11 protein-coding genes and 1 pseudogene are annotated in these 13,071 nt (G+C 61.4%); 8 read left to right on the forward strand and 4 right to left on the reverse strand.

Features of this window, described 5'->3' with window-relative positions; all coding sequences use genetic code 11:
• Window positions 1–41: 41 nt before the first annotated feature.
• Both QNO18_RS15840 and QNO18_RS15845 read left to right on the forward strand, forming a co-directional pair.
• Window positions 42–389: a hypothetical protein gene (locus tag QNO18_RS15840; RefSeq protein WP_283178456.1), complete on the forward strand. Its 348-nt coding sequence runs from the start codon at window positions 42–44 to the stop codon at window positions 387–389.
• Between the two features lies 1 nt (window position 390).
• Window positions 391–720: an ArsC/Spx/MgsR family protein gene (locus QNO18_RS15845; protein ID WP_283178457.1), complete on the forward strand. Its 330-nt coding sequence runs from the start codon at window positions 391–393 to the stop codon at window positions 718–720.
• Between the two features lie 297 nt (window positions 721–1,017).
• Here QNO18_RS15845 and QNO18_RS15850 read toward each other — a convergent pair whose 3' ends face one another.
• Together QNO18_RS15850 and thrS are read right to left on the reverse strand one after the other, a co-directional pair.
• Window positions 1,018–1,224 carry a cold-shock protein gene (locus QNO18_RS15850; protein ID WP_092898588.1) on the reverse strand — a complete coding sequence of 69 codons (207 nt, stop codon included), beginning with the start codon at window positions 1,222–1,224 and terminating at the stop codon, window positions 1,018–1,020.
• Between the two features lie 277 nt (window positions 1,225–1,501).
• A pseudogene (gene thrS, locus QNO18_RS15855) lies at window positions 1,502–3,447 on the reverse strand (threonine--tRNA ligase).
• A 510-nt stretch (window positions 3,448–3,957) separates the two neighbouring features.
• Here thrS and QNO18_RS15860 point away from each other — a divergent pair.
• Window positions 3,958–4,740, forward strand: coding sequence for an alpha/beta hydrolase (locus tag QNO18_RS15860; RefSeq protein ID WP_283178458.1), 783 nt, complete (start codon window positions 3,958–3,960; stop codon window positions 4,738–4,740).
• Window positions 4,737–5,738: an alpha/beta fold hydrolase gene (locus QNO18_RS15865; protein ID WP_283178459.1), complete on the forward strand. Its 1,002-nt coding sequence runs from the start codon at window positions 4,737–4,739 to the stop codon at window positions 5,736–5,738. The genes QNO18_RS15860 and QNO18_RS15865 overlap by 4 nt, the downstream gene beginning before the upstream one ends.
• A 99-nt stretch (window positions 5,739–5,837) precedes the next feature.
• Here the strand turns inward: QNO18_RS15865 and phaZ are convergent, their stop codons facing one another.
• Window positions 5,838–7,157, reverse strand: coding sequence for a polyhydroxyalkanoate depolymerase (gene phaZ / locus QNO18_RS15870; protein WP_198837114.1), 1,320 nt, complete (start codon window positions 7,155–7,157; stop codon window positions 5,838–5,840).
• Between the two features lie 159 nt (window positions 7,158–7,316).
• On the opposite strand from phaZ, the gene phaC reads away from it, so the two are divergent.
• The 4 genes from phaC to QNO18_RS15890 all read left to right on the forward strand — a co-directional run bounded on the left by phaC (window position 7,317) and on the right by QNO18_RS15890 (window position 11,648).
• On the forward strand, window positions 7,317–9,128 hold the full coding sequence (gene phaC, locus QNO18_RS15875; protein WP_283178460.1) for a class I poly(R)-hydroxyalkanoic acid synthase: 1,812 nt from the start codon (window positions 7,317–7,319) through the stop codon (window positions 9,126–9,128).
• Between the two features lie 354 nt (window positions 9,129–9,482).
• Window positions 9,483–9,932: a Phasin gene (locus QNO18_RS15880; RefSeq protein ID WP_283178461.1), complete on the forward strand. Its 450-nt coding sequence runs from the start codon at window positions 9,483–9,485 to the stop codon at window positions 9,930–9,932.
• A 189-nt stretch (window positions 9,933–10,121) separates the two neighbouring features.
• Complete coding sequence (gene phaR / locus QNO18_RS15885; RefSeq protein WP_283178462.1) at window positions 10,122–10,679, forward strand: polyhydroxyalkanoate synthesis repressor PhaR; 558 nt, start codon at window positions 10,122–10,124, stop codon at window positions 10,677–10,679.
• A 24-nt stretch (window positions 10,680–10,703) separates the two neighbouring features.
• Window positions 10,704–11,648: a LysR family transcriptional regulator gene (locus tag QNO18_RS15890; RefSeq protein WP_198837119.1), complete on the forward strand. Its 945-nt coding sequence runs from the start codon at window positions 10,704–10,706 to the stop codon at window positions 11,646–11,648.
• A 76-nt stretch (window positions 11,649–11,724) separates the two neighbouring features.
• Here the strand turns inward: QNO18_RS15890 and QNO18_RS15895 are convergent, their stop codons facing one another.
• Entirely contained in the window at window positions 11,725–12,903 is a 1,179-nt protein-coding gene (locus QNO18_RS15895; RefSeq protein WP_283178821.1) for an aminotransferase class I/II-fold pyridoxal phosphate-dependent enzyme, read from the reverse strand.
• Window positions 12,904–13,071: the final 168 nt, after the last annotated feature.

Below are 13,071 nucleotides of genomic sequence, written 5' to 3' on the forward strand. Positions count from 1 at the left end.
CGCCTTTGAGCTAGGCTGCCGCCTGATACAGGAGTTCCCCCATGTTCTTGCGTATATCCGCCCTTGCCATGATGCTCGCCTCGCCTGCTATGGCGCAGATGTATTACGAACCTTTCGAACCCAATGCCGAGCGCACCCGCGTCACCGGCGGTTATGAGCGCTATCAGACCCATGTGCTGAAACTGTCGAAACATCGCTATGCGGTGCTGTTCCAGCCGGGCTATGTCGATTTTGACACCGCTGTTCGCGCAGTCGCCCCTCTTTGCGCGGCGCAGGGACGTGTGGCGCAGGGCGACAGCCGGGTCGCGCCGGTCGATGTGCTCCTTGAAAGTGGCGCACCCGCGGTCCAGCAGGGCATCCGCGTAACCTGCGTGAAATCGGAGAAGTAACATGATCCTCTACGGCATCCCGACCTGTGACACCTGCAAAAAGGCGATCCGCACGCTGGAAGCGGCCGGGCGTGACGTCACGTTCCGCGATATCCGCAAGGATCCGCTCTCGGAGGCCGAGATTCAGGAGATCGTCACCGAATTCGGAGAGCGCGTGATCAACAAACAATCGACCAGCTACCGCGCCTTTTCCGATTTCCTGAAGGCATCTGAGCCAGAGGCGCAGATCGCCGCACAGCCCACCGTGATGAAGCGCCCGCTGATCCGCGACGGGGCCAGCTGGACCATCGGCTGGGATGAGGCCATCGAGGGGCGTCTGACCGCAGGCTGAAGCCGGTCAGATAAGCGCCGTCAGATCAGAGGGGAGCCGTTGCAGGCCCGGGGCCTGCGGCGCGTCTTTTGCAAATTACCCCTGCCCGCGCGCACGGAACAGCCTGAGTACATCATATACGCGCAATGCGCAGCGGCCTTCGTCCGGTTCAGTTACCGCGCCCGGCGAGCCGGACGGCGGCAAAGACTTTGCGTCCTTAAGACTTTCGTCCCTTAGACTGGCAGGCAACTGACGGGAAGGCCGGCTCCGCTCAGGTTCCGGCAGCGCCATCAGCGCTCAGCTGGTCAACGCGGGCGGTCAGAGCAGTTTCAGCTCGCTGGCCGAGGACTTGCCGTCACGTCCGGTTTGCAACTCGTAGCCGATCTTTTGATTGTCGTTCAGACCCTTCAGACCGGCGCGTTCAACCGCCGAAATATGCACGAAGACATCTTTGCCGCCATCATCGGGCGCGATGAATCCGTAGCCCTTCGTTGCGTTAAACCATTTTACGGTGCCAGTCGGCATTCCCGTCTCTCCCTTAGTAACCCTCCGGGCTGCGGAATTGCGGCCCGGTCGTAGCCGCCAGGTCTTCCGGGCCTGTCAGGGTAGAGAGGCTAGTCAGAAAGTCTGTCGTTACAGGGCAGGATGCCACGGAGATATTGGAAATCAAGAATTTTGCCACGATTTCACAGGGAATCGCGGTTTCATGCCGGGTTTCAGAGGGGAATCTTTTAAGAAACTGGCTGATCCCGGTGATTTTTCTGACCATTTGATCGAAAAATCACCAGAATCAGGCCGTTCCTCAGTTCATTGGCGGGGGCAGTGCATCAAAGGCCAGTGTGGCAAGTGCGGATTCGAATCCCATGCTTTCGGTACGGTTTTCACCCAGGCGGCGCAGCGAGACGCTGCGCTCCTCGACCTCTTTCATACCCACGGCCAGAATCACCGGCACTTTGCCGACGGAATGCTCGCGCACCTTGTAATTGATCTTTTCGTTGCGGGTATCTGCCTCGGCCCGCACACCGGCCTTGCGGAGCGCAGCGACCACTTCGGTCACATAAGGGTCGGCATCCGAGACGATCGAGGCCACCACCACCTGGCGCGGCGCCAGCCAGAAGGGCAGTTTGCCCGCGTAGTTCTCGATCAGAATGCCGATGAAGCGCTCGAACGAGCCAAGGATCGCGCGGTGCAACATATAGGGGCGGTGTTTTGCGCCATCCTCGCCGACATATTCCGCATCCAGCCGCTCGGGCAGGTTCGGGTCGACCTGGAACGTGCCGCATTGCCATTCACGGCCAATCGCATCGGTCAGTTTGAAATCAAGCTTTGGCCCGTAGAAAGCACCGTCGCCGGGTTGATCTCATAGGGCAGACCGAGGTTCTCAATCGCGGATTGCAGCGCGCCTTCAACCTTGTCCCATTGCGCATCGGTGCCGATACGGACCTCGGGGCGGGTCGAGAGCTTGATGTCGAATTTTTCAAAGCCCAGATCACGATAGACGGAAGACAGCAGTTTGATGAAAGCGCCGCATTCCGATTCAATCTGATCTTCCGTGCAGAAGATATGCGCATCATCTTGCGTAAAGCCACGCACCCGCATCAGCCCATGCATTGAGCCCGAGGATTCGTAGCGGTGACACGATCCGAATTCGGCCAGACGCAAAGGCAGGTCGCGGTAAGATTTCAGACCCTGGTTATAGACCTGGACGTGGCAGGGGCAGTTCATCGGCTTCAACGCGTTGATGCGCTTTTCCTTGGCGCCCTCTTCGTCCACTTCCACGATGAACATATTCTCGCGGTAGGCTTCCCAATGGCCGGATTTCTCCCACAGCACCCGGTCGACGACCTGGGGCGTGCGAATTTCCTGATAGCCGGCGGCGCGCAGACGGCCGCGCATGAAATCTTCGAGGCCGCGCCAGATCTGCCAGCCATTCGGGTGCCAGAACACCATGCCCGGCGCTTCTTCCTGAAGGTGGAACAGATCCATTTCTCGGCCAAGCTTGCGGTGGTCGCGTTTTGCGGCCTCCTCCAGCATCGTCAGATGCGCCTTGAGGTCGTCACGGTTCCTGAACGCCACGCCATAGATGCGTTGCAGCATCGGGCGCGAGGCATCGCCCAGCCAATAGGCGCCCGCGACATGGGTCAGCTTGAACGCATCCGCCGGCACCTGGCCGGTGTGCTGCAGATGCGGGCCACGGCAGAGATCCTGCCAGGTACCATGCCAGTACATGCGGATGTCTTCATTGCCGGGGATGCGGTCGAGGAGTTCCACCTTGAAAGGCTCGCCGCGCTCTTCGTAATAAGCGCGGGCGCGCTCTCGCTCCCAAAGCTCGGTTTTCACCGGCTCGCGCGCATTGATGATCTGCTTCATCCGCGCCTCGATGGCGCCAAGGTCTTCCGGCGTGAAGGGCTCTGCCCGGTCGAAATCATAGAACCAGCCCTGATCGCGGACCGGGCCGATGGTGACTTTCACATCCGGCCAGAGCTCCTGCACGGCGCGCGCCATGATATGGGCGAGGTCATGGCGGATCAGTTCAAGCGCCGGGGCCTCATCCTTCATCGTGTTGATGGAAAGCTGCGCATCCGTCCGGATCGGCCAGGCCAGATCCCAGTGCTGACCGTCAACCTGCGCCGAGATCGCTGCTTTCGCGAGCGAGGGCGCAATCGAGGCGGCAACCTCGGCAGGCGTCACACCGGCCTCATAGGTCCGGACATTACCATCGGGAAAAGTAAGGGAAATCTGGGCCATCGGCCTTGCTCCTCGTCGGTCTGGCGCCCACTGCGCGCCCGGTTGCGGGTTATATCCGCGCCCATTTGCGCCTGCGCCGGTCCGAGGTCAAGCGCATTGGCGGGAAAATTTGCGAAGGGGACCTCAGAGCGCCGTGACGGCTTTGCCGGACCCGTTGCTCTGGCCGGATGCGGGCGATTACGCCGAAGAAAGGCCGGGAAATGCAGTAATGCGCCGCGGTATCCCGTCACTGGCCATGCGCAGTCAGACGGCGAGTGAAAGGGACGAAACGGCCGCGATATCAGGAGGCCGCACCTGTGATCCTGCTATATCCTGAACCAGTTAACTCAACCAGCGTTATGAGATCGGCCGTCAGCCACCTGAAGCCAAACCCCAGCCACGGGCGCGGAAACCGAAACGGTTTCCGGCACGATTTCTTTGAAGAAATCGTGAGGCGCGCGATACTGGCGGGGGTACTTCGGCTCTGATAGGCTCCGGCCTGCGCGAAAGACGCCCGTGAAGGAGCAGCAGTTGACCGAATTCCTTACCTCGCCCCAGGGCCGCCGGCTTGCCTTTACCCAAACGGCCGGAAGCGGCCCGACTGTGGTATTTCTCGGCGGGTTCAAATCCGACATGCAGGGTTCAAAGGCCCTGTTTCTGGAGTCCTGGGCCCAGGATCAGGGCCGCGCCTTCCTGCGGCTCGACTATTCCGGTCACGGGCAATCCTCGGGTGATTTCGAGGCGGGCTGCATCGGCGACTGGGCCATGGATGCGCGCGCTGTGATCGAGGCCCGGACCGAAGGCCCGCTGATCCTTGTCGGATCGTCCATGGGCGGGTGGATCTCGCTCCTCCTCGCCCGTGCGATGCCGGACCGGATCGCGGGCCTGGTGGGCATCGCGGCCGCGCCGGATTTCACCGCCCGCACCTGGGCGGAAGAGCTGAGTGACGCCCAACGCGATCAGGTCACTGCCGAGGGCAGGATCGAAATCGCCTCGGATTACGCCGATCAGCCCTATATCTTTACCCGCAGGCTGTTTGAGGATGGCGCGCAGAACCTGGTTCTGGAACGCCCGTTGCCGCTCCCCTTCCCGGTCCGGCTTTTGCAGGGCACGGCGGATACCGATGTGCCGCCTTCGGTCGCGCTGAAGCTCCTCGCGCATGCCGATGGACCGGATCTGCGGCTGTCGCTGGTCAAGGGCGCGGATCACCGCTTTTCGACCCCGGACTGCCTGGCGCAGATCGCGGCCAGCGTGAGTGAGGTCATCGCGCGCGCAGCCGGGCAGCAGACGGCGCAGGACAGGGCCGCGCGGTGATACACCGCCTTTTCGCCGCTTTGCCGGTGCCCGCACGGCTTGTCGCCGCCCTGCTGATCGCCATGCTGCTGATCGCCGTGCTCTGGGTCTTCGCCCCCCGCGAAAGGGTTGAGCGCGGCATCAGCTTTACCCCTGCGGTGCTGGGCGATGACCCCGAGGTCTGGCTCCAGGTCAGCGAGCAGCAATATGCCGATATCCGCCCGGGCGCCGCGAAACGCATCCTCTGGGCCGGCGAAAAGGGGCGCAAAACGCCGCTTGCCATTGTCTATGTGCATGGGTTCACCGCCTCGGCCGAGGAAATCCGCCCGGTGCCGGATGAGGTGGCCCGCGCGCTTGGCGCCAATCTCTTTTACACGCGGCTCGCCGGCCAGGGGCGCGCGCCCGAGGCCATGGCCGGGGTCGAAGCCGGCGCCTGGATCGAAGATATGGCCGAGGCTATGGCGATCGGGCGCATGCTGGGCGACCGGGTGATCGTGATCGGCACCTCGATGGGTGGCGCGCTGACTGCATTGGCGGCCACCGACCCGCAGCTTTCAGAAGCCATGGCAGGGGTGGTGCTGATCTCGCCGGCCTTCGCATTGCACAATCCGGCAAACTGGATGATCGACGCGCCCTTCCCCCGGCTCTGGACGCCTTTGATCCTTGGGGCGACCCAATCCACAGCGCCGGTCAACAGTGGGCATGAGAGATTCTGGGCGACCCGCTGGCCGACCGCCGCCCTTTACCCACTGGGCGCCCTGATGCGCGAGGCGCGGGCGGCCAATTTCACCGCTGCGATGATGCCGCTTCTGGTGCTTTACGCGCCCGCAGATCAGGTCATCGACCCCACAGCCATTGCGCCGGTCATTGCAACCTGGGGCGGATCTGTCGCGGTGAACGAGCGCCGGATGCAGGCCGGTGATGACCCCTATGCCCATGTTATCGCAGGAGACATCTTCTCACCGGGGCAAAGCGAGGCCGTGGCAGAGCTGATCGTGAGTTGGGCGCGCGGGCTCTGAACCCGCCCTCTGAACCCGCTGCCTGCCGCCATGAAAGCAAAAGGGCCCCGAGGGGGCCCTTTACCATATGTCTCGCAAGATCTGCAGCTGACCCTGGGCTCAGCCCGCCAGATCAGTCGGGCTGCCCTGAACGCTGGCCAGCCGGATCGGCGTCACGGTTCTGGCCCGTTTGCGCTCTGGCTTCGGGGCGGCCGCATTGGCGTCGATGAAGTCCAGAACCAGCGGGCGAATATTCAGCCGCCAGGATTTGCCGGCGAAAATACCATAATGGCCGGCACCGGGTTCAAGATGCTGCGCTTTTTTCTCCGGCGGCAGTCCGGTCAGCAGGTCGAGCGCCGCAAGGCATTGGCCGGGCGCAGAAATATCGTCATTCTCACCTTCAACGATTTTCACCGCCACCCGGGTGATGGCCCCGATATCGACATGCTTGCCCTTCACGGTAAAGGCATTGCGCGCAATCTCGCGGTTTTTAAAGATCCGCTCGACCGTTGAGAGGTAGAATTCGGCGGTCATATCCATCACCGCCAGATATTCGTCATAGAAGCGGTTATGACCGTCCTGGTCCGAGGCCTCGCCCCGCGCCTCGCGCATGATCTGGTCGGAAAACGCCTTGCTGTGGCGTTCGCCATTCATCGAGATAAAGCCCGCCAGCTGCAACAGCCCCGGATAGACCAGCCGGCCGGCGCCCTTATACTTAAAGCCGACGCGCTGGATCATCATATGTTCCAGCTGACCCATGGTGACGCGGTTGCCGAAATCGGTCACTTCGGTCGGCGCCGCATCAGGATCGACCGGCCCGCCCATCAGTGTCAGCGAACGCGGCTGCGCATCGGGATCTTCCTGCGCCAGCCAGGCCGTGGCCGCGAGCACCAGAGGCACCGGCTGACAGACCGCGACGACATGGGTGTCCGGCCCCAGCTCTTTCAGGAAATCGGCGATATAAAGTGTGTAATCCTCGACATCAAAGGTGCCCGCCGACACCGGAATGTCACGCGCATTATGCCAGTCTGTAACCCAGACATCTGCATCGGGCAAAAGTGACGCAACGGTAGACCGCATCAGGGTGGCATAATGGCCCGACATCGGGGCGACGATCAGGATGCGCCGCGCCATCGGCTCGCGGCGCCGCACAAAGAACTGCAGGAGATTGCCGAAGTCGCGCTCGAGCGTGATCTTTTCGTCAACAAGGTGGTCCTGGCCATCGGGGCCGACCACGGTGCGGATGCCCCAGTCGGGCTTTGCCACCATCCGCGCAAAGCTGCGCTCGGTCACCTTGCCCCAGGCCGCCATCACCGGAAGCATCGGATTCATCGAAAGCGCAAAGATCGGATAGCTCGCAAGCGCCTGCATGGACGCGCCCAGCCACTCATTTGTGTTACGGGCGCTTTCCATCACGTCATAGGTCGCCATATACTTCACGTCACGTCTCCATACCCGCCGGGGGTTCCTGAGGCATTTGCCAAAGATAACCCGTACCTGCGCTTCGCGCGCGACTGGTCCGGTCCCACATGGTTTCGGGCGGGGCGGGGCTGGAGTCGTTATGCTGCGCAGCAGCAAAGTTAGGGGGGAAATTTTTATATGACAACTACCGAAAAAAAAGAAGAAACGGATAGTGTCGCACGGATGGAACGGCTGAATGCCAATCTCGCCCGTATCGAAGAGCTGACGCAGCGCCTCACCGCCGCCGTTTCCGCCCGGCGCAGCCATGATGCCGCCCTCGATGGTCCTGCCTCGGATGTCTATCTCAAAGCCGCCGCCTCCTGGGTTGCCGGCATGATGCGCGACCCTGGCCGGGTGCTGGAACAACAGATCGGCTATTGGGGCAAGACGCTTAAACATTATGTCGAAGCGAATCAGGTGCTTGCCAAAGGCGAGTTCAAAGCCCCCACTGATCCCTTCCCCAAAGACCGCCGCTTTTCCAACCCGCTCTGGGAGACGCATCCTTTCTTCAACTACCTCAAGCAGCAATATCAGCTGAACTCCGAGGCGATGACCGGCGCGGTCGGCCAGATGGAGACGCTTTCGCCCGAGGACAGAAAGCGTGTCGACTATTTCACGAAACAGATTGTTGATATGTTCTCGCCGACGAATTTCCTCGGCACCAACCCCGATGCGCTGGAACGCGCGGTCGAGACCGATGGCGAAAGCCTCGTTCAGGGGCTTGAGAACCTCGTCCGCGACATGGAGGCCAACAGTGGCGAGCTGATGGTGACGCTGGCCGATAAAGAGGCCTTTACCGTTGGCGGCAATATCGCGACGTCCGAGGGCGCGGTCGTCTATCGCAACCGGATGTTCGAGCTGATCCAGTACACGCCGACAACCGACAAGGTTCACAAAACGCCGCTGCTGATCTTTCCGCCCTGGATCAACAAATTCTACATCATGGATCTGAAGCCGCAGAATTCGCTGATCCGCTGGATCGTCGATCAGGGTTTCACGCTGTTTGTCGTGTCCTGGGTGAATCCCGATGCCTCTTATGCCGATGTCAGCCTCGACGATTATATCCGCGACGGCTATCTGCGCGCGATGGCCGAGGTGCGGCGCATCACCGGCGAAAAGCAGATCAATGTCACCGGCTATTGCATCGCCGGCACCACGCTGGCGCTGACGCTTGCGCATCTGCACAAGGCCGGCGACAAGACGGTCAAGACCGCGACCTTCTTCACCACCCTCACCGATTTTTCGGATCCGGGCGAGGTGGGGGTCTTTCTCGACAATGATTTCGTCGACGGGATCGAGCGGCAAACGGCCCAGGACGGGATCCTGTCGAGCCTGTTCATGCAGCGCACCTTCAGCTTCCTGCGTTCAAATGACCTGATCTACACGCCAGCGATCAAAAGCTATATGATGGGCGAGGCACCGCCGGCCTTTGATCTGCTTTACTGGAACGGAGACGCCACCAATCTGCCGGCAAAGATGGCGGTAGAATATCTGCGCGGGCTCTGCCAGCAGGACGGGTTCGCAAAGGGTGAGTTCCCCGTCTTCGGAGAACCGGTGAGCCTGGCCCAGGTCCAGGTGCCACTTTGTGCGATCGCCTGCGAGACCGATCACATCGCGCATTGGAAAGGCAGTTTCAACGGCATCAAACAGATGGGGTCCAAGGACAAGACCTTCATCCTGTCGGAATCCGGCCATATCGCCGGGATCATCAACCCGCCCTCCAAGGGCAAATATGGCCACTGGACCAGTGCGGCCCAGCCCGAGGGCACGCCCGAGGCCTGGCTTGCAGCTGCAGAAAAGACGCCCGGCAGCTGGTGGCCCCGCTGGGGCGCCTGGCTTGCCGCCTCTTCCGGTGCGATGGTGAAAGCCCGCGCGCCTGGCGGGCCGGAAAACCCGGTGCTTTGCCCTGCGCCCGGAACCTATGTAAAACCGGCAGCGGCACAGGACTAAGCCCCAGATGCATCAGTCATGCCCGGTGGTCGATTCGAAAAAGCCAGGTTTTCCTGGCTTTTTTGCTGCGTCATCCCGCCAGAAATGAGCGATCTCCCGCTACGTCATCCTTGCTTCTGCCGAAGCACTGATCTGCCTCAAAGGCGAACCGGAAAGCCGGGCGGAAGAAAATAGCCTTAAATCACAATTGCCTGCGCGGAGGGCACCCTGGCAGCCTTTGTCACTGCCCTGTGATCCGGTCATGCTAATGCTGCATTGCAGAATAATCATTGAAATGCTGCGCTGCAGCATGTATATAGTCCTTCAGGAAACGGGCTGAACCGCTGCAACCGCCCGATATTCAGGAGAATTGCAATGAACAAGACCACTGACTTCACCAAAGTTTTCCAGGACGTCCTGGCTTCTTTCCCGGTTGACGCTTCGGCTTTCCAGAACGCATTCAAAACCCAGGCCGCTTTCGGCGAGAAATTCTCGAAAGTCGCTCTCGAAGCCGCCGAGAAATCGACCGAGCTGTCGGCCATCTGGGCCAAAGAGACCTTCTCGCGTCTCTCGGACATCACCAAAGCCAAAACCGATCCGACTGACTACACCAAAGCCGTGACCGATTTCGCGTCGAAATCTGCCGAAGCTGCTGCCGAGAACCTGGCTGCCTTCGCTGAAATCGCGAAAAAAGTCCAGGTCGAGACCGTTGAACTGCTGCTTGCCGCCGGCAAGGAAGCCCAGGACGACGCATCCGCCGCTGTGAAAAAAGCCGCGGCCGACGTGCAGTCGGTTGCCAAAAAAGCCACCGCTGCCGCGAAGTAATCGCAGCCGCGAAACAGTCCCCGGCCGGCGCGTCCCCTCCCCGGGTGCCGGTCAGGATCCAGGTTTGAGCGGGCTCGGTCGAGCCCGCTCTTGCTTTTTGATCAGACGCGCCGCTAAGCTTCTCTGCGAGCGCAAACGGAATTGACGCCCTGCAGCGTCGATTACCGTAAATCCCGGGAGGAGAGCAGAATGTCCGCCACTGACAAGCCATTGCTGATCAAGCGCTATGCCAGCCGTCGTCTCTATAATACCGAGACCTCGGATTATGTGACGCTCGAGGATATCGCAGGCCTGATCCGCAAGGGGCGCGAAGTACAGATCATCGACCTGAAAACCGGCGATGACCTGACGCGGCAATATCTGCTGCAGATCGTGGCGGAACATGAATCCAAGGGTCAGAATGTGCTGCCTGTAAATGTGCTCACCGATCTCGTGCGCAGCTATACGACCGGCATGCAGGCGGTGATGCCGCAATTCCTTGCAAGTTCGTTTGAAATGCTGCGCAACAGTCAATCGAAAATGGTCGAGAACCTGTCCACCTTCCCCAATCCGATGGCCACAATGCCGGGCTTTGATGCGCTTCGGAAACAGCAGGAGGCCTTCCTCAAAACCGTGATGAACGGCATGCCGGGCTGGCCGGGGGCCACTTCGGGGCCGGAAGCCGAACCGGCCGCGGAAAAGGGCGAAGACCTTGCCGATATCCGAAAGCAGCTGGCCGAATTGCAGGCAAAGCTCTCGAAACTCTGACCCCAGCCCGCTGCGGAGGCCAATATGGCGGAAACCGAGGGCCGTGTAACGCTCTGGGGGATCGAGGTTTTCCTCGCTGCCGCCGAGGAGGGTGCGATTTCTGCAGCCGCGCGGCGGCTCGGGGTCAGCCCGTCGGCGGTCAGCCAGCAATTGAGCGGGCTTGAAGCCGCGCTTGGCACGGTCCTGCTGGATCGCGGCGCAAGGCCGGTGCGGATGACCCCGGCGGGGACGATGTTCCGCCGCCATGCCCAGACCATGCTGAATGCAGCTCAGGAGGCGCGGGCGGAACTCGCGCGATCTGATCTGGCCGGGCTGACCACGCTGCGCCTTGGCATGATCGAGGATTTCGAAGCCGATGTGACGCCCCGGCTTTTATCGGCACTGGCGCGCGAATTGCCGGGCTGCCGCTTTCTGCTCGAGACCGGGCCGTCGCACCGTCTGCTGGAAAAGCTCGACGCGCGGGCGCTGGATATCGTGGTGGCGGCGGATCTGCCCGGCGAAGTGACCTGGGAAGGAGAGCGGGAGCAGCATCCGATCCTGCGCGAGCCGTTTCTGGCAATCCGGCCGAAAAGCGGCGCGGCGGATCTGCCGCTGATCCAGTATTCCGCCCGGCATCTGATGGGCCGCCAGATCGCGGCGCATCTCTTGCGCGAGGGCCAGCGCCCTGCGGCGCGCTTCGAGCTCGACAGCTATCACGCGATCCTTGCCATGGTGGCCGGGGGCGAGGGCTGGGCTATTCTGCCGCCGCTGGCGCTGCATCAGGCGCGGCGCTTCCGCGCCGAGGTAGAGGTCTCACCCCTGCCCTTCGCCGCCCTGTCGCGCAGCCTCTCGCTGATGGCGCGCGCGGACGTCATGCGCGATATACCAGCCCTGATTGCGGGCCGGTTGCGGATCCTTGTGCGCGAGGAAGTTCAGACCCCTGCCCTGCAGGACTGGCCCTGGCTGAAAGACCAGCTCTCAATCCTGTAAACTAAGTCCCGCCAGAGACGCGCCAAACGAAATCTTTAAAGATTTCGTGCCGGTTCCTTGCAAGGAACCGGGCGTTTCAACCCTTGACGGCTTTCACCGCGTCAAGCACCGCCGTTGCCAGATATTCCAGCTCCTCGCGCTTGAGCCGCACCGGCAGCCGCATATCGCAGGCCCGCATCAGCATCGCTCTGGTCATCGGCAGCTCGGGCGTCTCACCAAGGAACTGCCAGTTCCAGAAGGCCCGCGCATTGCCCTCGGAAAGCCCGAAAATCTGCACCGGCACACCACGCGTTTTCGCCTCGGCCTGGAACTCCCGCGCCTCGGCATCGCTCCATTCGCCAATCAGGCTGAACTGGATCGAATCCGGCGCGCGTTCCTCTGGCGCCAGCGCCTGCGGCACCGAGAGCCAGGGGCTTTCATTCAGCAGCAAAGCCACATGGTCGTGATTGGCCCGCCCCTTCGTCACCCGATCCGCCAGCATCGGCAATTGCGGCCGGATCACCGCCGCCGACAGGTTCTGCATCCGCACATTGTACAAAGGCAGCTTGTTCTGCCAATGGCCGAAGCTGTTTTGCAACCCGCCATGCTTCTTCCAGTTTTCCTCATAGGCGCCCGACATGATGATCGCGCGCGCTGCGAGTTCGGGATCATCGGTGATCAGCATGCCACCTTCGCCCGCATTCACCATCTTGTAAGACTGAAAGCTGAAACAGCCCGCCTTACCGATCGTGCCCAGCTTCTTCCCGTGCCAGAGCGTGCCAAGGCTATGGGCCGCATCCTCGATCACCGGGATGCCGGCGGCATCGGCAAGCGCGCAAATCGCATCCATATCCGAAGTATGGCCGCGCATATGGCTGATCAGCACCGCATCGGCACCCGGCAGTTTCGCTTTGAAATCAGCGATATCAATACGCATATCCTGGCCCACTTCGACCAGAACCGGCACGCATTCCGCATGCACCACTGCCGAGGGCACCGCCGCAAAGGTAAAGGCCGGGATCAGCACTTTCGCACCGGGTTTCAGATCCAGCGCCTTCATCGTCAGGAAGAGCGCCGCCGAGCAGGAGGACACGGCGAGGGCATATTTCGCGCCCAGAAGTTCGGCGAATTCGGCCTCCAGCAGCGCGACCGGCGCGTCTTTCGGCGCATTGTAGCGAAAGAGGTCAGCCGATTGCAGCAGCTCCTCGATCGCGGCACGGGCCGCTGCCGGGATCGGCTCTGCCTCATGCAGATCGGGGGCGTTATGGGCGCTCATACGGGGGGTGTCTTCGATCACCGGGTTCTGACCATCGGCAGCCATGTTCAGCTTTCCTGAAAACTCTATTCAGGAAGCATTTAAACCCGCTCCCTGCGACATGCCAGTGACGAATTTTTAACTGGCCGGTTTCCGCCAGTCTTTTCTCCTCTCGCGCATGCTGAAAAG

The sequence above is a fragment of the Gemmobacter sp. 24YEA27 genome (assembly GCF_030052995.1).
Lineage (GTDB): Bacteria > Pseudomonadota > Alphaproteobacteria > Rhodobacterales > Rhodobacteraceae > Pseudogemmobacter.